16 protein-coding genes are annotated in these 22,145 nt (G+C 72.0%); 13 read left to right on the forward strand and 3 right to left on the reverse strand.

The window, feature by feature from the left end:
- Window positions 1-106: 106 nt before the first annotated feature.
- From NOSIN_RS06220 to NOSIN_RS06230, 3 genes are all read left to right on the forward strand, one after another.
- Entirely contained in the window at window positions 107-1,747 is a 1,641-nt protein-coding gene (locus NOSIN_RS06220; protein WP_077689822.1) for a class I adenylate-forming enzyme family protein, read from the forward strand.
- 10 nt (window positions 1,748-1,757) lie between these two features.
- Window positions 1,758-2,579: a class I SAM-dependent methyltransferase gene (locus NOSIN_RS06225; RefSeq protein WP_077689823.1), complete on the forward strand. Its 822-nt coding sequence runs from the start codon at window positions 1,758-1,760 to the stop codon at window positions 2,577-2,579.
- A 188-nt stretch (window positions 2,580-2,767) separates the two neighbouring features.
- Window positions 2,768-3,241 (forward strand): SRPBCC family protein, encoded by a 474-nt coding sequence (locus NOSIN_RS06230; RefSeq protein ID WP_077693440.1) that lies wholly within the window; start codon window positions 2,768-2,770, stop codon window positions 3,239-3,241.
- 39 nt (window positions 3,242-3,280) lie between these two features.
- Here NOSIN_RS06230 and NOSIN_RS06235 read toward each other — a convergent pair whose 3' ends face one another.
- Together NOSIN_RS06235 and NOSIN_RS06245 are read right to left on the reverse strand one after the other, a co-directional pair.
- Window positions 3,281-5,404: an ATP-binding protein gene (locus tag NOSIN_RS06235; RefSeq protein ID WP_236743311.1), complete on the reverse strand. Its 2,124-nt coding sequence runs from the start codon at window positions 5,402-5,404 to the stop codon at window positions 3,281-3,283.
- A 792-nt stretch (window positions 5,405-6,196) separates the two neighbouring features.
- The gene (locus tag NOSIN_RS06245; protein ID WP_171986561.1) at window positions 6,197-6,889 is read right to left on the reverse strand and encodes a TetR/AcrR family transcriptional regulator; all 693 of its coding nucleotides are present in this window, start codon (window positions 6,887-6,889) and stop codon (window positions 6,197-6,199) included.
- A gap of 161 nt (window positions 6,890-7,050) precedes the next feature.
- Between NOSIN_RS06245 and NOSIN_RS06250 the strand changes: the two genes are divergently transcribed.
- From NOSIN_RS06250 to NOSIN_RS06265, 4 genes are all read left to right on the forward strand, one after another.
- Window positions 7,051-7,809 carry an NAD(P)-dependent oxidoreductase gene (locus tag NOSIN_RS06250; protein ID WP_077689824.1) on the forward strand — a complete coding sequence of 253 codons (759 nt, stop codon included), beginning with the start codon at window positions 7,051-7,053 and terminating at the stop codon, window positions 7,807-7,809.
- Between the two features lie 418 nt (window positions 7,810-8,227).
- Window positions 8,228-9,910 carry an RICIN domain-containing protein gene (locus NOSIN_RS06255; RefSeq protein ID WP_077689825.1) on the forward strand — a complete coding sequence of 561 codons (1,683 nt, stop codon included), beginning with the start codon at window positions 8,228-8,230 and terminating at the stop codon, window positions 9,908-9,910.
- Window positions 9,911-10,247: 337 nt separating this feature from the next.
- Window positions 10,248-11,048 carry a PRC and DUF2382 domain-containing protein gene (locus NOSIN_RS06260; protein WP_077693443.1) on the forward strand — a complete coding sequence of 267 codons (801 nt, stop codon included), beginning with the start codon at window positions 10,248-10,250 and terminating at the stop codon, window positions 11,046-11,048.
- A gap of 596 nt (window positions 11,049-11,644) precedes the next feature.
- Window positions 11,645-13,042 (forward strand): flavin monoamine oxidase family protein, encoded by a 1,398-nt coding sequence (locus NOSIN_RS06265; RefSeq protein ID WP_077689826.1) that lies wholly within the window; start codon window positions 11,645-11,647, stop codon window positions 13,040-13,042.
- Between the two features lie 43 nt (window positions 13,043-13,085).
- On the opposite strand, the gene NOSIN_RS06270 is transcribed toward NOSIN_RS06265, so the two are convergent.
- A complete protein-coding gene (locus tag NOSIN_RS06270; RefSeq protein ID WP_236743312.1) occupies window positions 13,086-13,877 on the reverse strand; it encodes a hypothetical protein in 792 nt (263 codons plus the stop codon).
- A 140-nt stretch (window positions 13,878-14,017) separates the two neighbouring features.
- Between NOSIN_RS06270 and NOSIN_RS06275 the strand changes: the two genes are divergently transcribed.
- The 6 genes from NOSIN_RS06275 (at window position 14,018) to NOSIN_RS06300 (ending at window position 21,995) form a co-directional block, all read left to right on the forward strand.
- A complete protein-coding gene (locus tag NOSIN_RS06275; RefSeq protein WP_077689828.1) occupies window positions 14,018-15,811 on the forward strand; it encodes a carbon starvation CstA family protein in 1,794 nt (597 codons plus the stop codon).
- A gap of 13 nt (window positions 15,812-15,824) precedes the next feature.
- A complete protein-coding gene (locus NOSIN_RS06280) occupies window positions 15,825-16,136 on the forward strand; it encodes a cory-CC-star protein (protein ID WP_171986562.1) in 312 nt (103 codons plus the stop codon).
- The gene (locus NOSIN_RS06285) at window positions 16,133-17,059 is read left to right on the forward strand and encodes an ArsA family ATPase (RefSeq protein ID WP_077689829.1); all 927 of its coding nucleotides are present in this window, start codon (window positions 16,133-16,135) and stop codon (window positions 17,057-17,059) included. Before NOSIN_RS06280 ends, NOSIN_RS06285 begins: the two co-directional genes overlap by 4 nt.
- Before the next feature lie 305 nt (window positions 17,060-17,364).
- Complete coding sequence (locus tag NOSIN_RS06290; protein ID WP_077689830.1) at window positions 17,365-18,120, forward strand: CDP-alcohol phosphatidyltransferase family protein; 756 nt, start codon at window positions 17,365-17,367, stop codon at window positions 18,118-18,120.
- Window positions 18,121-18,321: 201 nt separating this feature from the next.
- Entirely contained in the window at window positions 18,322-20,823 is a 2,502-nt protein-coding gene (locus NOSIN_RS06295) for a mannose-1-phosphate guanyltransferase (RefSeq protein WP_077693445.1), read from the forward strand.
- Window positions 20,824-21,452: 629 nt separating this feature from the next.
- The gene (locus tag NOSIN_RS06300) at window positions 21,453-21,995 is read left to right on the forward strand and encodes an FHA domain-containing protein (protein WP_077689831.1); all 543 of its coding nucleotides are present in this window, start codon (window positions 21,453-21,455) and stop codon (window positions 21,993-21,995) included.
- Window positions 21,996-22,145: the final 150 nt, after the last annotated feature.

The following is a 22,145-nucleotide window of genomic DNA, read 5'->3' on the forward strand; positions in this document are numbered from 1 at the left end:
GCACGACCGCCGACGGGGCGGACGAGACACAGCGGACGGTCCCGCCGGGCCGACACGGTTCGCCCCACCCGGCCCCGACGTGCCCTTCGACCTCTCCGGAGACTCGATGACGTGGACCTCGTCCAACGGACTGGTACTGACCGACCTCGTTCCGCGGCGTCTGCGCGCGGAGTGGACCGCTCGCGGATGGTGTCCGGGCAAGGACCTGTACACCCTGTTCCGCGAACACGTGCGGTCCCATCCCGACCGGGCGGCCGTCGTCGACGACCGCGGCGCACTCGACTACGCCGGGTTGGACGCCGCGGTGCGCCGCGCGGCCGCCGCGCTGACCGCCGGAGGCGGGCAGGAGCGGGACGTCGTCGGCGTCCTGCTGCCCAACGGACGCGACGCGGCCGTGGCCGAACTCGCCGTCGCGGCCGTCGGCGCGGTCTCGCTGCCCGTTCCCGACGGGCGGCCCCCGGACGACGTGCGCAGCCTCCTGCTCCGCTCCCGGGCCTCCGCGCTCGTCACCGTCCCGGAGAGGGTGGAGGAGATCCGCCGGATGGACCTGCCGCACCTGCGCCGGGTGTGGACGTTCGGTCCGGCCCGCTCCGGGGCGTGCAGCCTGGACCGACCCGGTCCCGAGGCGGCCGGCGGCTGGCGTCCCGCGCGCCCCGACCCCGAGTCCCCGGCCCGCGTCCTGGTCTCCTCCGGTTCGCAGGGCGAGCCCTCGATGGTCGCCTACACGCACAACGCCATGGCGGGCGGCCGGGGCAACTACGTGGCGGCGCTGCACACGGGCCCCGGTCCGATGCGCGCCCTGGTCCTGGTCTCGCTGGCGTCCTCCTTCGGGTCCTGCGGGGTGCCGGTGACCCTGGCCCGGCACGGCGGCACCCTGGTGGTGCTGCCCCGCTTCGACCCGCTCGCCGCGCTGCGCGCGATCGAACGGCACCGCCCCACCCACCTGGTCGGGGTCCCCACGATGCTGCGGCGCGTGGCCGCGCTGCCCGAACGGGCGGACACCTCGTCCCTGCGCGTGGTGGTGTCCAGCGGGGCGCCGCTGCACCGGGAGGTCCACGACGCCTGCACGTCGCGCTTCGGCCGACCGGTGGTCAACGTCTACGGCTCCACCGACGGGGTCAACTGCCACACCGGACGCCGACCGCAGGCCTGGGAGCCGGGTATGGCCGGTTACCCCGCGCCCGACGTGGCCCGGGTGAGCGTCCGTGATCCCGAGGGCCGCCCGGTACCCGCCGGAGAGACCGGCGAGATCTGGGCCCTGGGCCCGATGACACCGCTGTGCCACGTCGCCGCACCCGGTCTGGACGCCGAGCGCCGGGCCCCGGGCGGGTGGGTGCGCACCGGCGACCTGGGCCGACTGGACCCGGGCGGCGCGCTCTGGGTGGTGGACCGCCTGCGCCGGACGGTGATCCGGGGCGGGGTCAACATCTTCCCCGCCGAGGTGGAGCGCGCACTCGGCGCCCACCCCTCCCTGGCGGAGGCCCACTGCGTACCCGTGCCCGACCCCGACCTGGGCGAGCGCATGTGCGCCTGCGTGTCCCCATCGGCGGGGTCCGCGGCGCCCGCCCCGCGGGAGCTGATCGCCTTCCTGCGCGACGAGCGCGGCCTGGACACCCGCGCGCTGCCCGAACACGTGGTGGTCCTGCCCGAACTGCCGCTCGGCCCCACCGGGAAGGTGTGCACGGCCACCCTGACCCGCGTCGCGGCCGAGGCCGTCGGCGCGCACCACCGACAGACGACACCGTAAGGAGCAGCCGGTGACCGACACAGCCGCCGAGACACCCGCCGACGGGAAGGCCTCGCGCTATCTCTTCGACAACCACAGCGAGCACGCCTTCGACCAGCACCGCTTCCTGGCGGCCGCCTACGATCCGATGACCACCGAGCGCCTGGAGCGGACCGGTGTCGGACCGGGGTGGGACTGCCTGGAGGTGGGCGCCGGCGGCGGCAGCGTCGCGCTCTGGCTGGCCCACCGCGTCGCCCCGACCGGGAGCGTGCTGGCCACGGACATCAAGCCCGAACGGATTCCGCACACCCACGGGCTGGAGGTGGTCCGGCACGACGTCGTCCGCGACCCGCTCCCCGAAGCCGCCTTCGACCTCATCCACTCCCGGCTGGTGCTGCTGCACCTCCCCGAGCGGATCGCGGTCCTGGACCGCCTGGTGCGCGCGCTCAAGCCCGGCGGGGTGCTCCAGCTCGACGAGTTCGACATCACCTACGGGCCGGGGCTGCTCATGCCCGACGCCGCGTCCCAGAAGCTCTACGAGGAGTTCCAGGAGGCCAAGACCAGGCTGATGATCCGTGCCGGGGCCGACCCGGCCTGGGGCCGCAACGCCGCCGAGGCGATGCGCCGCGCGGGCCTGGTGGACGTCGACCCCCGGCCCCGGCTGGAGCTGTGGGACGCCGACTCGCCGGGGGTGCACCTGATCGCGCACCACACCCGCCACCTGCGTGAGGCGTTCGTGCGCGAGGGGATGACCGACCGCAAGCTCGCCGACGTGCGCGCCCTGCTCGCCGACCCCTCCTTCCGGGCCTGCTCCTGTGCGGTCTACTCGGTCCAGGGCCGCCGCCCGAACTGAGGGCCAGGGCCCGGCCGGGATCCGTCGGGTGGGGTCCCACCGCCGTGATCTTGCTCCTGGTGGCACTGTCAGCGCTCGACAGTGCCGCTGGGAGCAAGATCATCCCGGTTGGGCATATCCCGGTGAACTCTCGCGGTCACGGCGCTAGGTTCGGGAGACGGAAGTGCCGTCGCGAAGAGGTGGGGACCGTGGGCCGGACGCAACCGCGCAAGGACCAGGGAAGCAGGACCGTTCGGGCGCCCGCGTCGGCGGTCTACGCGGCGATGACCGACCCGGACGCCCTCGCGGCCTGGCTGCCGCCGGAGGGCATGACCGGACGGACGGAGCGCTTCGAGCCGTGGCCCGGAGGCGGGTTCCGCATGGTGCTGACCTACCTCGACCCGCAGGCCGGACAGGGCAAGACCTCGGAGTCGAGCGACGTCACCGAGGTCGAGTTCGCCGAACTGGTCCCGAACGAGCGGATCGTGCAGCGGGTCGTCTTCGAGTCCCCGGATCCGGACTTCGCGGGGACGATGACGATGGTCTGGCGGCTCACCGAGGTGCCCGAGGGCACCCTGGTGGCCGTCGAGGCGACCGGTGTGCCCCGGGGTGTCTCCCAGACCGACCACGAGGCGGCCTTCGCCTCGTCCCTGGCCAACCTCGCGGCCCACGTCGAACGGTGACCGCCTGTCCGTGGCCACCCGCCTGCCACGGCGGGCACCTCAGCCGCCCGCGGCCCGACGGCCCAGACGTTCCTCGACCTCCTCGGCGCGGGGATCGCCGTGGTCGCGCAGGTGTTCCAGGGCCGCACGCCACGCCGCCCGGGCCTCGCCTGTGTCGCCCAGTTCGGCGTGGGCGTCACCCAGGCCGAGCAGCGCCGCCGCCCGGCTGTCGGCGTCGTCGCGTTCCTCGAAGACCCCGATCGCCGCCCGGTACTCCGCCACGGCGTCGGCGGCCCGACCCGAGCCGGTGAGGATCCGGCCGAGGGTGCACCGTGCCCACGCCACGCTCCACACGTCGCCGATACCGCCGAACGCATCGATCGCCGTCCGGCAGCGGCCGAGCGCCTCCTCCCACCTGGCCAGGTCCGCGCCGAAGTCGGCCAGGCTGAGCAGGCACATCGCCTCGCCGCGCCGTTCTCCCGACTCGCGGAAGACCGTGATGGCGCGTTCCACGTATCCGGCCGTGTCGTCCTCCCGCTCGCCGCGCTGCCAGGCCACCACGCCCAGCTGGCGCAGCGCGAAGCCCTCCACCCACGGGTCACCGGCTTGGCGGTCGGCCGCCAGGGCGAACCCGTAGTGCTGCACCGCTGCGTCGGGGTCGCCCAACAGCCACTGGGCGTCGCCCATGCCCAGGTGGTTGCGGGCCGCTCCGAAGGCGTCGTCCGCCTCCTCGGCCGCCCGGAGGCCGATGGCGTGCAAGTCGCGCCACTCGTGCCAGTGCCGGTGCAGCTCGAAGAGCGGATAGACGCTCGCGGGCAGCCGCCAGGCGGTGTCGTGGTGGCCGTGGTCCAGGGCGGCCCGTGCCACTGCCAGGAGGTTCGTGCGCTCGGCCTCGAACCAGGCCAGCGTGTCCTCCACGGACGCGAAGCCGGGCAGTTCGTGGTCCTGTTCCTCCCCGGGCACGACGGGGAAGTTGGGGAGCTCCACGAGCTGGGCCCGGGCGGCGGCGTGTGTGTACCACCGGGCCACCCGTCCGACCGCCTCGCCCATCGTTTCCGGTCCGTCCTCGGCGCGGACCCGCTCGACCGCGTACAGCCGTACCAGGTCGTGCAGACGGTAGCGGTCCTCACGCAGTCGTTCCACCAGGTGCGCGCGGGCCAGGCGGTCCAGGAACCCGCGTGCCCGAACCTGTCGCGTACCGGTGAGCGCGGCGGCGGCTCCGGAGGAGAACTCGGGCCCCGGATGGAGGCCCAGATGCCGGAAGAAGCGGGCGGTGTCGTCGTCCAGGGCCTGGTAGGACGCCGTCATCACGGCGCGCAGATCGCTCAACTCGTCCTCCTCGGCCAGGGCGTCCAGACGGGACTCCTCGGCGGCCAGTTCGTTCACCAGGTCGCTCAGCGTCGCGTCCGGCCGGTCGAGAAGCCGCTCGGCGGCCACCCGGAGAGCCAGGGGAAGGCGCGCGCAGTGCTCGGCCAGCTCATGTGCCGCACGCGGTTCGGATTCCACCCGCGTTCCGATGGTGTTCCGCAGCAGGGCCACCGAGTCGACTACGGGGAGGACGCCCAGGGACAGCCGCCGGGCGCCCTCCCGGGCGACGAGCCCAGGTAGCGTGCTCCGACTGGTCACCACGACCATGCAGCCGGGCGCGGCGGGCAGCAGGGGACGCACCTGTGTCGGGTTGAGCACGTCGTCGACAACGACCAGGAGGCGCTTACCGTCGACTTCGGAGCGGTAGAGGGCCGAACGGCCGTCCAGATCCAGGGGGATGCGTTCGGGGGGAACTCCGAGCGCTCGCAGGATCGCGTCGAGCGCCTGTGAGGCCTCGGCACGCGGGCCGGGAGCGTGCCCGTGCACGCTGGTGTACAGATCACCGTCGGGAAAGAGGCTCCGTGCCCGGTGTGCCCAGTGGACGGCCAGGGCGGTCTTTCCGACTCCCGGCGGTCCGGCCAGCACCGCGACGGGAACACTCGTCTCCGCCTCGGCTGCCAGCGCGTCCAGCTGTCGCAGGTGAGCGGTGCGGTCCACGAAGCCGGTGGCGGCCAGGGGCAGCTGGTGCGGTACGCGGACGGGGCGTGCGGGTCGGGAGACGATGTGAACGTCACCATGCACTGTGCCTGCCTGCACCAGGGTTTCCGGGCTGCCGTGCACGGTGTTCGTGGTCCGGGGGTTTTCGGTGTCTGTCACAGGGGTCGCATATCGGCGTCGAAACGGGGGATACCTGCGGGCCGGAACCCGGCATTGCCGGAGGTCACACGCCCCTCCGCCGGAAGCACTCGACGGCGGCGAGGACCGTCTCGGGAGACACGGACCGCGGCCTCGCCCAGGGGATCGGTCGGCTTCGCGAAGCCGGCGTCGTTGAGCCCAGCGCCCTGGACGACGAAGTCAACCGTGTCGCTGAGGTAGACGAGGGGCAGCCCTTGTCCACCGAATTGTCGTCCTTGGTCAACAGCTCCAGTCCCATGGCTCTCCGCTCGGGCTCCGCAGCGTTCATCGGGCCTCGAAGCTAACACGGAAGCCTTGCCCCGTAGGGCTTTTGGCCATGTCCGGCCCATCCCTCCGAATACCTTTGCCGTATCCGCCCCATTTCGTCCTCGTCACCCTCACGCGACGCGCGCACGAGTTGCTTGATGTCAGCGACGGCGAGCGCGTTGCGCAGGTCCAGGGCTCTTTCTACGGGCGTGGTGTGGTCGCTGTTCTCGTTCACGGCTTTGGCCCCGCCACGTTCGTGCGCATTCCCCCATGGTGATTCCTGCCCGCCGTGAAGGAAAGCCCATCAGTCGAACCGCTGTCGGTGAAGCGGGGTCGCCACTCCCGGCCATCCCCGCGACGTCGGTGCGCGGGACATCCCTCCCGGGCTTCCGCGCTGTTCGAGGGCTCCGGAGCGCAGGGCGGGCTCCCCGCCGGCCGACGGACCGGTGAACGGACCCGGTCGGCGGCCCAGGGCCTGGAAACCCGTGTGCGCGGTCGGGCGACCGGTCACGCCTCGGAAGGGCCGGCCGACCCCTCGAGGGTCCTCTCCAGGCCGTCGAGGATCAGGTCCAGGCCGGGCGCGAACTCGTCGGCGTAGGCGTAGTCCCGGCGCAGGGCGTGGTCGGTGATCATCTCGCTCAGGTGGGGGTAGGCGTCGGCCGGGAAGGCGCTGACCATGGCCGTCGCCACGTCCTCCAGCTCCCCGGGCGTGTCGAAGGGCAGGTTCGACTCCTGGAGGACGAACCCGTAGACGTAGCTGTCCAGGGTGGAGAACGCCTGGGCGGCCATCGCGATCGGGAAACCCGCCCCGCGCAGGCACCCGATCACCCAGTCGTGGTGCCGCAGCGTCGCCGGGCCGGGGTTGCGCCGCGAGTCCATCAGGCCCAGTGCCCAGGTGTGGCGAAAGAGCACGGCTCGGGCGGAGAACGCGCGCCGACGCATGGCGCTCCTCCAGTCGGCCGCGTCCCGGGGCAGGTCGATCTCGGCGAAGACCAGGTCGACGATCCCGTCCAGGATCTCGTCCTTGTTGGCCACGTGGTGGTACAGCGACATCGCCTCGACTCCGAGGTGTTCGGCCACCTTGCGCATGCTCACCGAGGCGGCTCCACGCTCGTCGGCCACGCGTATGGCGCCTTCGAGGACGCGCTCCCTGCTCAGGGACGAACGGGGCGTGCGCTGCCGTCTGGGAGTCGGTGTCACCTGGGGTCTCCGTGAACTACGTCGGTGCCTCGCCGCCCGTCCTTGACGGCCTTACAGGTGTAAGGATAGCCTCCGAGTACAGCCTTACAGGTGTAAGGGACGAGGTTCGCGGCCGTACCGGTCCTTCCGGGGCGCCCGCCGGACGAGCGGGAGGGACGCGTATGGACACGCGACAGGGACAAGGGAGGGCCGACGGCGGGCCCCGGACGAGGGTCTGCGTCGTCGGGGCCTCGGGCAAGCTCGGGCGGTACATGGTCCAGCACGCCCTGGACCGCGACTACGAGGTCGTGGGCGTGTGCCGGGAGAAGAGCGTCGGCAAGCTGGCGGAGTTCGCGGACCGCATCACCGTGGTCGCGGGGCCGACGGACGACCGGGAGGTCATCGGGCGCGCGGTCGCCGGGTGTGACGCGGTCCTGACGGTCCTGGTCCCCTGGGGTGTCCACGGATACTCCTCCGGCACGGCCCAGGCGGTGCTCGACCTGGCGCCCGAGGGGGCGCGGCTGGTGTTCTCCTGCGGATGGCACATCACCCGCGACGGCAGGGACGTGTACTCGCGCGGGTTCCGCGCCTCCGTCAGGGTCGTGAGCGTGCTGGCGCGGCTGGTCCGCGCCATCGACATCGACGACCAGGTGGAGGCGTGCCGCCGGATCTTCGACAGCGACGCCCGGTGGACGGTCGTGCGCGGCAGCGACCTCGAGGAGGGGGAGGGCGAGGGGCTGCCGGTGTGGAGCCGGCACGTCGGCGACCCTGTGCTGGCCAGCAACATCACGCGGCGGACCGACTTCGCGCTGTTCATGGTGGAGGCGGTCACCGACGACGCACTGGTCCACGAGGCTCCGGCGATCGTCGGATGCCGCACGCCCTCGGCGCTCGCGCACGCCCGGCCGCCGCGCCCCCACGGGTCTCAGGAGACCCGGTGACCTTATGCGTCCCGAACACGGCGCACATGCGACTGGTCCGTGCCGCCGGCGCCCTGCTGCTGGTCATGGCCGTGAGCGCGATGTTCGCCGGGGTGGGCGTCCGCGGCCGGACCAGGCGGTGCCCGTGTCCACCGCGCCCCGGCGGGGAAAGCGGTTTTCCGGCCTGGTGCCCCCGCGCGTGGGAACGGTGACGAGGACTCCTCACATCCGCGCACGCCGCGTGCCCGTCCTCGCCGTTCGACACGCCGCGAGGGGATCCACGATCCGCGCCGGGGTCCGCGTCTTCCTTTCCGTAGTCGCGCCGCTACCGGTAAAGCGCTTTCCATGTTAGGTTCCCGGCAACCAATTGGCATGAGAGCGCTCACATACCCCCCCGGATCCGGACACCGCCGTCCGGAGTTCGCACAGAGGAGCAGCGATGCCCGTCAACCCCCCCGTATTCCCCGGGCCGGCCCCGGCCGCGCCACCACCCACCCGCGGAACCCGCAGGCCCCTCTCCCGCCTGCGCCGGTTCCTGTACGCCGCCATGACCGTCCTGCTCTGCACGGGCGGCCTCTCCGCGGTCGCCACCACCTCCGCGCAGGCCGCCGACATCGACACCGGCGCCTACTACGTCCTGCGCAACCAGCACAGCGGCCTGGTCGCCGACGTCGAGAGCGCCTCCACCGAGGACGGCGCCGAGATCATCCAGTGGAACCGCACCGACCGGCCCTGGCAGCAGTTCCGCTTCGTCTCCGCCGGCGACGGCTACTACCGCATCGTCAACCGCAACAGCGGCAAGGCCATCGACGTCTGGGAGCACTCCACCGCCAACGGCGCCGAGATCCGCCAGTTCACCGACCTCGGCGGCGCCAACCAGCAGTGGCGCCCGGTCGACACGGGCGGCGGCGTCCAGCTGGTCAACCGCCTCAGCGGCAAGGCCCTGGAGGTCTGGGAGTGGAGCACCACCGCCGGTGACCGCCTGTCCCAGTACGACTCCCTCGGCGGTGCCAACCAGGTCTGGGACCTGGTCCGCGTGGACGGCGACGGCGGCGGTGACCCCTCCGGCGACTGCGGCAGCGGCTCCTACCACGCCGAGGCCGTGCTCAACGGCTCCACCTGGACCGCCCGCAACGGCGGGAGCACCGTCTACACCGGCGGCGACATGCTCTCCGCCATGCGCGCGGCCGTCGACAGCCTCAGCTCCGGCCGCACCTCGCAGGAGCGCGTGGTGGTGCGCGGCTCCGGCTCCATGCCGGGCAACGCCTCGCTCGACCTGCCCAGCCACACCTCCCTGGAGGTCTGCGGCACGATCGACGTGACCGGCTCGGTGGGCGCCGACAACGCGGCCGTGCGCATCAGACACGCCCAGGACGTCTCCGTCCCCCACCTGTCGGTCACCGGCTCCCCGTACTTCGGCGTCTACGTGCGGACCTCGCGGAACGTCCACTTCGGGCAGGTCGACCTGCGGCTGTCCAGCGGCCTGGGCATGCGCATCGACAGCCGCGACAACGACGCGGTCCGCGAGGCGCGCGACATCAGCATCGACGACGTCTACGTCTCGGGCACGAACAACCACGGTGTGGAGACCTACGGGGTGGACGGGCTGACCATCGGCACCGTGACCGCGCGCGACACCGGCTACTCCGGCCTGCTGCTCAACGACACCGTCAACGCCACGGTCGGCCTGGTCGACGCCGAGGGCGCCGGAACCGGCACGGGCTACGCGGCCTTCCGCATGGCCAACCGCAACGGACTGCTCAACGGCGGCTACCCGACCAACATCCGGGTCGGCGAGGTCCGCGCCCGTGGCGGCGGCCGGGGGATCTTCTGCGTCTCCGAGAGCGGCGGCGCGGTGATCGAGCGCGTCGACATCGCCGACACCGGCAGCAACGCCGTGCTGGTCGAGAACTGCCACAACGTCACCATCGCCGAGGAGGGCGGAACGATCGCGGGTCCCGGCGACATCCGGATCGCGGCCCGCTCCGAGTTCGCCAACACCTCCGACATCACGTTCCAGAACCTGAGGCTGGTGGACACCGCGCTCAACGAGAGCCCGTGCGCGGTCAACACCGTGGTCCGCGACATCACGTGGAGCAACAGCAGCGACAACACCTGCTGATCCGCCGAGACGGCGCCGGGTCCGGCGACGCAGCCGGGCCCGGCGCCGCGCGCCGTCGTGCCACGCGGCGCGGGAGACCCCCGTGGTAACCCGTAGTAATATTCCAACAGCTCCGGGCGACAGAGCCGCGGGGCGAGCTCCTTTCCCGGTCAGGGCGGCACCAGGCGAGGACCAATGGCCGGGCCCCGGGGAAAATTCCCGGACAAGACTCGCCCACGTTCGGTTAGCGACTGGTGCCGGGAGTTAGTCCTCCCAGGTCGTGACGGGTAGGGAGTGTGCGGACAGCGTTGGGGGCGCTCCGGCGCCCCTCTCGACCACGCAACCTTTGGGGGACATCGTGGCACGCGATCGCACACCCGCAGACCTGATCGGGCACAACGTCCTCGATCAGGAGGGTCACAACGTCGGCAAGATCAACCAGGTCTACCTGGACGACAACACGGACCAGCCGAGCTGGGTGTCGGTGCACACCGGCCTGTTCGGCAGGCACGAGACCCTCGTTCCGCTGCAGGGCTCCCAGCCCGCGGAGGAGGACATCCGGGTGCCCTACGACAAGTCCACCGTCAAGGACGCACCGCACATCGACGCGGACCGGCACATCTCCCCCGAGGAGGAGGAGACCGTCCGCGAGTACTACGCCCAGCACGGCGGCCCCCCGGTGCAGTCCCAGATCGCGGCACAGGAGGGACGCCACGTCGCCGGGGAGGGCCCCGGACCGCAGACGGCCGCTCCCTCGGGTGCGCCCGCGGGCGAGACCGACGACGTGTCGGTGACGCGCTCGGAGGAGCGCGTGGACATCGGCGTGGAGCGGCGCGAGTCCGGACGGGCCCGGCTGCACAAGTACGTGGAGAGCGAGCAGTTCGACGAGACGGTGCCGCTGCACCACGAGGAGCTGCAGGTCGACCGGCGCCCGATCGACGACCCCTCCGCGGTGCCGAGGGACGAGCAGATGGGCGAGAGCGAGGAGAGCTTCACGCTCTACGAGGAGCGGCCGGTCGTCTCCAAGGAGCAGGTCCCCGTCGAGGAGGTCCACGTCCGCAAGCGCGGCGTCACCCATGACGAGCACGTCAGGGGCGAGCGCCGCCGTGAGCGGATCGAGCTGGAGGACGAAGAGGGAGAGCCGCCCACGACCGGTTGACGGTCCGCCTGTCAGGCCGCCTCCGCGCGGCCTGACAGGGGCCGCGCGGAGGCGGCCGGCGAGCGGGACGCCCGTGGAGACCGTCCCAGGCGGTCAGGAGGACCTGTTCCGTTCCGACAGGAGGCGGCGGAGGCAGCACACGCCCCCTCGGGGCGTGGCCGCATCCCCTGGCGGCGGAACAGGGGCACACCCGTGAGGACCATCGCCCCGGCCACCTCGGAAGACGTCGTCGAACACCTCCGCGCCACCCACTCGGCGGACGGCTCCTTCCGCGAGGGAACGCGCGGGTCGAGAGGCTCGGCGGACGGCCGGGGAGGAGCCGGGCGAGCCCCGGTACCGGGTCCGCCCGAACGGCGGGGACGTGCCGTCGGTGGTCCTTCCCGACCCGTCCGGGCGGGGGTCGCACCGCATGGTGGCCTGGCCGCCGTGGAAACGCCTTTCCCGTGCACGCCTCCTGGATGCCTGCGCGGCCGGTCCGCCCGTCGAACAGGTGCCGGGCCGTGCCTGACTCCGCGGGTCGGCGGGTGTCCCTCCAAGGGGCGGGCACCCGGGGCGCTTAGGCTCGCACTGTCGGTCACCGGCACGGAGGGGGAAGTATGACTGACCCGGGGGACCTCAGCGAGGAGAGCAGCGCCGAAGGCGAGGGGCCGAGCGGCGGCGGGGGCGAAGAGCACGCGGCCCGGCCGCGCGGACGCGAGGCCGAACCCGGGCGCGGACACACCATCGTGGTGGGCGCGGGCATGGCCGGTCTGGCCGCCGCCGACCGGCTCGCCGACGAGGGGGAGCGCGTCACCGTCGTGGAGGGCCGCGACCGCCTGGGCGGGCGCATCCACTCGATCCGCGAGTGGGAGGGCTCGGCCACCGTGGACGCGGGCGCCTCCTGGATGCGCGGCGAGGAGAACAACCCCCTCGCACGGCTGGTCCGTGAGGCCGACATCCGCACGGCCGTGTTCAACCGCTCCACCGAGACCGCCTACGACCCCAAGGGGCGGCGGCTGCTCTTCGACCGCCACCGCCGCAACATGGAGGACGTCCACCTCCTCAACGAGCACATGTACTGGGACAAGGTCGGCGCCGGCCCGCAGGAGTCGCTGGAGGAGGGCATCAAGCAGGCCCTCTACGACGCCAACCTGGTACGTGCCCGGGCCCGCGACGCCAACGAGATCGCGCACCGCATGGTCGAGGCCGACCACGGAGCCGACGCCGAGGAGATCGCCTTCTCCACGGTGGCGGCCCTGCACGAGTTCAGCGGCGACGACGTCGTCTTCCCCGAGGGCATGAGCCAGCTCACCGACCACCTGGCGCGGGGGCTGGACGTGCGCCTGGAGCACGTGGCGCTGGAGGTCTCCCACGACGACGGCGGCGTCAGGGTACGCGTGGACACCCCCCGCGGAGAGGACGTGGTGACCGGCGACCGGGTCCTGGTGACCCTGCCGCTGGGCGTGCTCAAGGCCGGGCAGGTCGACTTCGACCCGCCGCTGTCCGACGACAAGGTCCAGGCGGTACAGCGCCTGGGCAACGGACGCCTGGAGAAGCTGTTCCTGCGTTTCGACGAGGTGTTCTGGGGCGACGCCGAGGTCCTCGTGCACCTGGGCACCGAAGAGGGAACGTGGTTCCACTGGTACTCGGGGCAGAGGGTCCTGGGCGCGCCGATCCTGGTCAGCCGCAACGGCGGCAACGCGGCCCGGTTCCTGGCGGACATGGACGACGCCGACGTGGTCGAGCACGCGATGGCCTCGCTGCGCGGCATGTTCCGCAAGGCACCCGACCCGGTCGGCCACCTCGTCACGCACTGGACGGACGATCCGTTCTCCCGGGGGGCCTTCTCCTTCACGGCCGTGGGATCGAGCGACGACGACCGGGTGGCGCTGGGCGCACCGATCGGGGAGAAGGTCTTCTTCGGGGGAGAGGCCACCGAGATCGAGCACACGGCCACCGTGCACGGCGCCCTGCTGTCGGGGCGCAGGGCGGCCGACGACATCCTGGGACTCTGACCCCGGACGCGGCCCGCCGCAGGGGCCGGACCCGTGCCGGGGATCAGCTCCTCGACCGGCGCTCCACCGCCGCCACGCCCGCACGGCAGGCGCGCTCCACCTCCCGGTGGTTGCGCAGCCGCTCCATCAGGCGGTACGGGCGCGGATCCGGTTCGGGGCCGCCGTCGGCGCCGGTGACGCGCAGGGTCTGCCCCGAGAGCGTGCCGGTGCGCGTCCAGCGCTCCCAGCGCTCGAAGTCGGGGCTGGCCTGGTGGCCCATCACCAGCACCGTGTCGCCCCGCCCGTCCAGGCCGCCGCCGTCACGCGGCCACAGTTCCACGTCCTGGCCCGGACCTGCGGACCAGTCCTCGGCGGTGACCACGTCCACCCGCACGTCCGAGTCCCGCTCGCGCACCAGGACGGCGTCCTCCGCGCGCTTGCGGGCGGGAAGCTCGCGGACGCCGTCGACCTTGGTCAGCCGCACGAGGGCGCGCGCCATCCACCACCAGTTCTCCCTGCGGGCCATCAGACTGCCCACACGCAACCGGCTCGGCGGATGCTTGAGCACCTCCTGCTCCACCAGGTCGCCGCCGAACTCCGTGCCCCGCGGGTCCAGGCTCACGCTGATCGTGCCGGTGGCGACCAGGCTCGACCCGTCCGGGCCGGTCGGGGCGCTCACGCAGAAGGCGGCGCGGTCGGGCAGCGAGTCGATCTCGGGAAGGTGGGCCAACGGCAGGGCGACGCAGGGCTGGTCCACGAACAGGGGCACGACCGGGACGGCCGCGGGCCCGTCGGCGGCCAACCAGCACAGCTCACCCGCGGAGGAACCACGCCACGCTGTGGCCAAATCGTTCACATGTGTCCTTTTCTGTGATGTGCACCTCATGTTAATTTCTCGGGACTGTACTCGAACCGCCGACACACAGCACCACAGCATCACAGCGCCCGAGCAGCCGCTGTCATCCCCCGTAAGGTGCGCACAGTGAAGGAATCCCCATGCCTGCCGTAGCCGTCCTCCTCGGAGCCCTGGCGCTGTTCGCGCTCGGCTACCGCTTCTACTCGGCTTACCTGGCCAAAAGCGTCTACGCGTTGGACCCGGCCTTCGTGACGCCCGCGCACTCCTACAAGGACGGCGTGGACTACGTCCCGACCAACAAGCACATCGTCTTCGCGCACCACTTCATCTCGGTGGCCGGGGCCGCGCCGATCGTCGGTCCGGCCATCGCGGTCTTCTGGGGGTGGGGGCCGGCTCTGCTGTGGGTCGTGCTGGGAACGATCTTCGCCTCCGGCGCCCACGACTTCGGTTCGATCGTGGTCTCGGTCCGGCACAAGGGCAAGAGCATCGGCGCGCTGGCCAGCGACGTGATCAGCGCCCGGGCGAGGATCCTGTTCCTGCTGATCATCTTCTTCCTGGTGACGATGGTCAACGCGGTGTTCGCGGTCATCATCGCGGGCCTGTTCATCGACAACCCCGAGGCCGTGCTGCCCACCCTGGTCACGATCCCGCTGGCGATCGGCGTGGGCCAGCTCATCTACCGCCGCCGCACGGCCGCCCTGCTGCCCTCGCTGGCCTCCCTGGTGATCGTGTACGCCTGCATCCCGCTGGGGCAGGCACTGCCCATCACCGTCGACCCGGTCGCCGGGGCACTGGGCGTGGAACCCGCTCTGGTGTGGCTGGTGCTGATCTTCACCTACACCTTCTTCACCTCGCGCCTGCCCGTGTGGATGCTGCTGCAGCCGCGTGACTACATCAACCAGCAGCAGATGGTGCTGGGCCTGATCATCATCATGGTCGGCATCGTCGTGGGCATGGACACCATCCAGGCCCCGGCCTTCCGCGGCGACATGCCCGAGGGCTCGCCCCCGATCTTCCCGCTGCTGTTCATCACCATCGCCTGCGGCGCCGTGTCCGGCTTCCACAGCCTGGTGGCGTCGGGGACCACCTCCAAGCAGCTGGACAAGGAGACCGACGCCCGGTACGTGGGCTATCTGAGCTCCCTGGGCGAGGGAACGCTCGCGGTCTGCTCCATCCTGGCCTGCACCGCGGGCGTCATGGTCTTCTCCGCCAACGAGGGAGGCGCCTGGACCGACCTGTACACCGACTGGGCCGCCGCCGGGGCCAGCCCCGCGGGCATGTTCGTCCAGGGTGTGGCCGGGTTCGCGGCCAACATCGGCATCCCCGAGAGCATCGGCGTGGTCTTCGCCACCGTCGTCGTGGTCAGCTTCGCCGCCACCAGCCTGGACACCGCGGTGCGCCTACAGCGCTACACGGTCCAGGAGATCAGCACCATCGCGGCGGACCGGGCGGCCGAGGGCGGCCCCGTGCACCGTGCGTGCCTCTTCCTGTCCCGCAACATCACCGTCGCCACCCTGATCGCGGTGGGCGTGCCCCTGGTGCTGGCGCTGGTGCCCGGCAACTTCGCCGCCGGGACGCTGTGGCAGCTCTTCGGCACCACCAACCAGCTCACCGCCGGCCTGGCGCTCGCGGTGATCGCGGTCTGGGTGACCAAGCGCGGCCGCAACCCGATCGCGGTCCTGGTCCCGCTGGTCTTCCTCGTCGTCATGACCTCCTGGGCGCTCGTCACCCAGCTGATGGGCTTCCTGCGGTCGGGCGACGCCATGCAGACCTTCGTGCTGGCGCCGCTGGACGTGGTCATCTTCGTTCTGGCCGTCTGGATGACGGTGGAGGCCGTACTGGCCCTGCGCAAGGCCTTCGCGGCCCGACGGGCGGCACCCGGCGAGCCGAAGGCCCCCGCCGAGGCGGCCGCCGAGGGAACCGAGGACAAGTAGCCCGTGACCCCTGATGCGTGAACACCGAGAGGCCGCCGGGCCCGCATCCCTGAAGCGGGCCTGGCGGCGTACCGTCACCGCCTGGCGCCGCGTCGAGGACTTCCACCAGGCGGTCTTCGACGCGCGCTGGGGGCACGCGCGCAAACGCGAGGCCCGCACCCAGCAGGACACCCTGCGGGCCCTGCTCATGCTGGAGACCCTGGGGGTGGACAACCCCGTCGCCTACGAGACCCTCGACCTCATCCCGTACATGGTCGCCGACCTGCACGAGTGGCACCAGCGGATGGGCCGTGAGGACTTCGGAGCACCCGGAGGCTGCTGTTGACCGAGCCGGCCACCGGCCCCGCCGCCGCGCCGATCACCTTCGTCGGAGGCAAGGGCGGCGTCGGCAAGACCACCCTGGCCGCCGCGCACGCGCTGGCCCTGGCCGACGCCGGACACCGCGTCCTGGTGGTCTCCACCGACCCCGCCCACTCGCTGGGCGACGCCCTGGAGGCCCCGCTCAAGGACGAGCCCGTCCAGGTCGCCCCGAACCTCTGGGCCGCCGAGCCCGACGCCGACGCCGCCGTGCGCCGGCGTATCGCCCAGGTCGCCGAGGACGCGCGCAAGGCCGTTCCCCGGGAGGTCCTGCCCGCCGTGCGCCGCCACCTGGAGCAGGCGGGGGCCAGTCCCGGCATGGCCGAGTCCGCGCTGGCCGACCTGCTCGTGGACCGCATGGAGGAGGTGGGACGGCGGTGGGACGCCCTGGTCGTGGACAGCGCTCCCACCGGGCACCTGCTGCGCCTGCTGAACCTGCCCACGCTCCTGACCCCGTGGATCGTGGGCCTGACCCGCCAGCGCGAGCGGGCCCGCCGCGCCGAGGCCTTCGCCGACGTCGTCGGCGACTCGGCGGAGGAGGACGATCCCCTCACCGAGCGCCTGCACGCCCGCCGCCACCGCCTGGAGCGCGCCGCCGAGCGCCTGCGCCGGGACGCCGTGGTGCGTCTGGTGACCCTGCCCCGCCGCATGGTGCTCGCCGAGACCGCCCGGGCCGTCGAGCAGCTCACCGGAGCCGGGTTCCGGCTCGCCCCCGTGGTCGTCAACCAGATCCCGCCGGAGGCCGCGGCCGGGCCCGACACGGCCGAGGCCCTGGCCGCCACCCGTGAGCGCTTCGCGGCTCTGGGAACGGTGGAGGTCCCGCTCCAGGACGCCGAGCCCACCGGTCCGGACCGCCTGCGCTCCCTGGCCGCCCTCCTCGTGCCCCGCTGAGGCGGCCCGCGGCCGGCGGACTCCCCGCGCGCCGGCCGGGGAGCCGGGCCCCTCCCGCGCACCGAGGTCGTTTCGGACGGCCCGCGGGGGCCGGGAACCGTGTCCGGGTATCCCGCGTTGGACAGGGGAGAGGCACCATCGGGGAAGGGCCCCGCGAACGCGTGGTCCACGACCGATCCGAGGCCGCCCTCCGGCCATGCCAGGGCCGGAGGACCCCGTGACGGCGGGAAACGACCCCTCCGCCCGTTATCGTTGGTGCCATGGGGCGATCCGCGGAAGATGGCAGACTCACGGCGGGGGGCGATGTGGTCAGCCCGACGGTCAGTGACCGCGTCTGGACGGTTCCCAACCTACTGAGCATGCTCCGGCTGCTGGGCGTACCGCTGTTCCTGTGGCTCATCCTGGTGGTCCACGCCGACTGGTGGGCGCTGTTCGTGCTGGCCGCCGCGGGCCTCAGCGACTGGCTCGACGGCAAGATCGCCCGGGCCTGGAACCAGACCTCGCGCCTGGGCACCGTACTCGACCCGCTGGCCGACCGGCTCTACATCTTCGCCGCCCTGCTCGGCCTGGTCGTCCGCGACATCGTGCCCTGGTGGCTGATGGCCATCCTCGTCCTGCGCGACGTCGTCATCCTGGGCGCGCTGCCGATCCTGCGCCATTTCGGCTACGGACCGCTCCCGGTCAACTTCGCCGGGAAGGCCGCCACACTGTGCCTGTTGTACTCGTTCCCGCTGCTGTTCATCGCGGGATACGCCTCGATAGTCACAGATGTGGCAAGGATTATAGGTTGGGCCTTCGCACTCTGGGGAACGGCTCTGTACTGGTGGGCCGGACTGCTCTACGCCGTACAGGGACTGCGCCTGATCGCCCAGACCCGCCGCGACGAACGCGCTGATCACGCCGGAGGCCCCAGGGCCGTCGGGGACAGCGACCCCGTACGCGGGCACGCCACGGATCGACCCGATCCAGCCACACCGGCGACCGCTGACGGTGATCCCGGTGCGGTGAACGACGGCTCGGACCGGCCGAGCCGTCCGGATCAGGGACGGGCCGGCCCCTGAGCCGCCGACGGACCGGCTCACCACGAGTCCTGTCGGATCGAAAGGGAGTGTCGTCTCCGTCATGAGAACATGTCCCACCGCGCGCGACGGCGCGCGCTCCGCGCACCATCCTTCCGTCGCCTTCCCCGACGGCAAGGCCGTACGGAGGTATCGGCGATGAGCCAGAACGAAGACACCGCCCCGGAGGGCACCACGCCCACCATGAAGGCCGTCGTGATGGCGGGCGGCGAGGGCACCCGCCTGCGCCCCATGACCGCCAACCAGCCCAAACCGCTCCTCCCGGTGGTCAACAAACCCATCATGGAGCACGTCCTGCGCCTGCTGCGCAAACACGGTTTCACCGAGACCGTGGTCACCGTCCAGTTCCTGGCCACCCTCATCCGCAACTACTTCGGTGACGGCGAGGAACTGGGCATGAAGCTCCACTACGTCGCCGAGGAGGTTCCGCTCGGTACCGCGGGCAGTGTCAAGAACGCCGAGGAGCACCTGCGCGGTGACCCCTTCATCGTCATCTCCGGAGACGCTCTCACCGACATCGACCTGACCGACATGGTCCGCTTCCACCGCGAGCGCGGGGCCAAGGTCACCATCGGCCTCAAGCGGGTGCAGAACCCGCTGGAGTTCGGCATCATCATCGTCGACGAGCAGGGCCGCGTCCAGCGCTTCCTGGAGAAGCCCACCTGGGGCCAGGTCTTCTCCGACACCGTCAACACCGGCATCTACATCATGGAGCCGGAGGTGCTGGAGCGCGTCGCCGAGGGCGAGGTCGTCGACTGGTCCGGCGACGTCTTCCCCCAGCTCCTGAAGGAGGGCGAGCCCCTCTACGGCTACATCGCCGACGGCTACTGGGAGGACGTGGGCACCCACGAGAGCTACCTCAGCGCCCAGGCCGACGTGCTCTCGGGCAAGGTCGACGTGGACATCGACGGCTTCGAGGTCTCCCCGGGCGTGTGGATCGGCGAGGGGGCCGAGGTCCACCCCGCCGCCGTGCTCAAGGGCCCGCTCTACGTCGGCGACTACGCCAAGGTCGAGGCGGGCGCCGAGCTGCGCGAGTTCACCGTGGTCGGCAGCAACGCCGTGGTGCGCTCGGAGGCCTTCGCCCACCGCACCGTCCTGCACGACAACGTGTTCATCGGACGCGGCGCCAACCTGCGCGGCGCCGTCATCGGCAAGAACACCGACGTCATGGCCGCGGCCCGGATCGAGGAGGGCGCGGTCGTGGGCGAGGACTGCGTCATCGAGTCCGAGGCCTACGTCCACAACGACGTCAAGGTCTACCCCTTCAAGACCATCGAGGCCGGAGCGGTGGTCAGCAACAACGTCATCTGGGAGTCGCGCGGGCAGCGCTCGCTGTTCGGCCCCCGGGGCGTGTCGGGCCTGATCAACGTCGAGATCACCCCGGAACTGGCGGTGCGCCTGGCCAACGCCTACGCCACCACCCTGAAGAAGGGCGCGATCGTCACCACCTCGCGTGACGTCTCGCGCGCCGCCCGCACGCTCAAGCGCGCCGTCATCAGCGCGCTCACCGCCGCCGCCATAGAGGTGCGCGACCTGGAGGTGGTGCCGCTGCCGGTGGCCCGCTTCCACACCTCCCAGAGCGGCGTCAGCGGCGGCATCACCGTGCGCACCAGCCCGGGTGACCCGGAGTCGGTGGACATCCTGTTCCTGGACGGTGAGGGCGCCGACCTCTCGCCCGCCGCCCAGCGCAAGCTCGACAGGGTCTTCTCCCGCGCCGAGTACCGCCGGGCTTTCCCCGGCGAGATCGGCGAGCTGACCTTCCCGTCCCGCAACGTGGAGAGCTACTCCCACGAGCTGTTGCGCAGGGTGGACACCTCCGGCGTGGCCGAGGCCGAGCTCAAGGTCGTGGTGGACTGCGCCGGCGGCAGCGGCTCGCTGATCCTGCCCTCCCTGCTGGGCCGGATCGGGGTGGACGTCCTCACCGTCAACAACCGGCTGGACGAGTCCTCGCCCACCGACAGCGTCGCCAAGCAGAACCGGGACCTGGCGCGGCTGGGCGAGCTGGTCGCCAACTCCGGCGCCGACTTCGGGGTGCGGTTCGACCCCGTGGCCGAACGGCTGTCCATCGTGGACGAGAACGGCGAGCTGGTCGAGAGCGGGCGCGCCCTGCTGGTCGTCCTGGAGCTGGTCTGCGCCGAGTACGGCGGCGGGACGGTGGCCCTGCCGGTGACCACGACCCGGGTCGCCGAGACGGTGGCCGCCTCGCACGGGGTCAAGGTGCACTGGACGGCCACGGCCACCGACGAGCTGACCAAGGCGGTCCAGGCCGAGGACGACATCATCTTCGCCGGTGACGGCCGGGGCGGCTTCGTCGTGCCGCGGTTCAGCCCCACCAGTGACGCCATCGCCGCCTTCGTGCGGCTGCTGTCCCTGGTGGCCCGCACCCGCCGCTCGCTGAGCCAGATCGACCGTACGATCCCCCAGGCGCACCTGCTGCGCCGTTCCGTGCCCACCCCGTGGGCGATCAAGGGGAGCGTGATGCGGTCCGTCGTGGAGGCGGCTGGCGACCGCGAGCTCGACACCACCGACGGTGTCCGGGTGATCGAGCCGGACGGCAGCTGGGCCCTGGTCCTCCCCGACACCTCGGAGGCCGTGACCCATCTTTGGGCCGAAGGTCCCAACCCCGACACCGCGCACCGTCTGCTGGACGAGTGGTCGGCCGTCGTGGAGCGCGCCGAGGGCTGAGCCGGGCCGTGTGGGCGCGGGCGGGGGACCGCCCGCGCCCACACGGCGGGTGCCGCTCCGCCGGCGCGGGCGGTTCTCCGCGCGTCCGTTCCGACGCGGACCCGCCGACCGGTCCGGGCATCGGGGCAGGTCACGGCCCTCCGGTGGGGCCGACGCGAATCCGCGGGGATCCACGCAGAACCAAATCCGTCGGCGGGGCATCAGCACCAGGGCAGGTGTCCTTGTCCGACGGGGGCGGCCACCGGCGCGGGGCGGTGCCCCGGGCAGCGGATCCACCGCTGCCCGGCGCGATCGCGCCGGGAGCGCCCACGGCAGGCCGGGGAGGAGCGAAAACCTTCCTGGACAAGGATATGGTTTAAAGTCGAGTGTTCCCCGGCGCGCCGCGTCGCCCACGGGGCCGGGTATCCCGGCAACGGCGGACACCCTTCACCGGGGGTGACAAGGAGTACGACATGGGGGATGAGACCTAGCGAGACCGACGACCGTGTGAGGCGCACCGCTGGCGTGACAGTGGACGTCTCGCCGCGTTCCGGGCGTGGTGGGGGCCAGGTGCCCGCACGGTGCCCGGTACGCGCCACCGACCAGCCGAATCAAGCACCGCCCCGTGCGGTAGGAGGCCGAGCCGACCTATGTCGAGCGTTTACTGCACGCAGTGCGGTCACGCCGTTGCGGATGATGCCCGTTTCTGCTCCCACTGTGGGACTCCCCTCCGCAAGGCCGAACAGCAGGATCCCCGGCCCGGCGCTGGCGGGGACTCCGGCGGAGACGTCACGTCGACCATCTCCATCTCCGGTATCCAGGCACTGGAGGACGAGGAGTCCGGTGACGAACTGGGCGGCGACGACCCCACGAACCCCGACGCCCTGCCGCCGGGCACGGCACTGCTCGTGGTCAGGCGCGGCCCCAACGCGGGGAGCCGCTTCCTGCTGGACAGTGACGTGACCACCGCCGGCCGCCACCCCAACAGCGACATCTTCCTCGACGACGTCACCGTCTCCCGCCGCCACGTGGAGTTCTTCCGCCGCGGTGACGGGTTCGGTGTCCGCGACGTGGGCAGCCTCAACGGCACCTACGTCAACCGGGAACCGGTCGACGAGGCCCAGCTCGGCGGGGGGGACGAGATCCAGATCGGCAAGTTCCGTATGGTGCTGCTGACCAAACCGCGACGCTGACGGGCACACCGGGGGCGAGCGCGGGTGCGGCGGGCGGGCCGATGAGGTTTGCGGCCCCCCGCCACAGGACAGCTTTGTAACGAAGGGTGCCGATTTCGCCCTCGGGTCCTGATCCACAGGAGGAGCAGGGACGAGCGCCCATCCGGCATG

It is taken from the genome of Nocardiopsis sinuspersici (assembly GCF_001998325.1).
GTDB lineage: Bacteria > Actinomycetota > Actinomycetes > Streptosporangiales > Streptosporangiaceae > Nocardiopsis > Nocardiopsis sinuspersici.

Excerpts from the sequence above, each read along its gene's own strand:
- NOSIN_RS06220 (WP_077689822.1), top strand. The coding sequence starts at position 107 with ATGACGTGGACCTCGTCCAACGGACTGGTACTGACCGACCTCGTTCCG.
- NOSIN_RS06250 (WP_077689824.1), top strand. The coding sequence starts at position 7,051 with ATGGACACGCGACAGGGACAAGGGAGGGCCGACGGCGGGCCCCGGACG.
- NOSIN_RS06255 (WP_077689825.1), top strand. The coding sequence starts at position 8,228 with ATGCCCGTCAACCCCCCCGTATTCCCCGGGCCGGCCCCGGCCGCGCCA.
- NOSIN_RS06265 (WP_077689826.1), top strand. The coding sequence starts at position 11,645 with ATGACTGACCCGGGGGACCTCAGCGAGGAGAGCAGCGCCGAAGGCGAG.
- NOSIN_RS06275 (WP_077689828.1), top strand. The coding sequence starts at position 14,018 with ATGCCTGCCGTAGCCGTCCTCCTCGGAGCCCTGGCGCTGTTCGCGCTC.
- NOSIN_RS06280 (WP_171986562.1), top strand. The coding sequence starts at position 15,825 with ATGCGTGAACACCGAGAGGCCGCCGGGCCCGCATCCCTGAAGCGGGCC.
- NOSIN_RS06295 (WP_077693445.1), top strand. The coding sequence starts at position 18,322 with ATGAAGGCCGTCGTGATGGCGGGCGGCGAGGGCACCCGCCTGCGCCCC.
- NOSIN_RS06300 (WP_077689831.1), top strand. The coding sequence starts at position 21,453 with ATGTCGAGCGTTTACTGCACGCAGTGCGGTCACGCCGTTGCGGATGAT.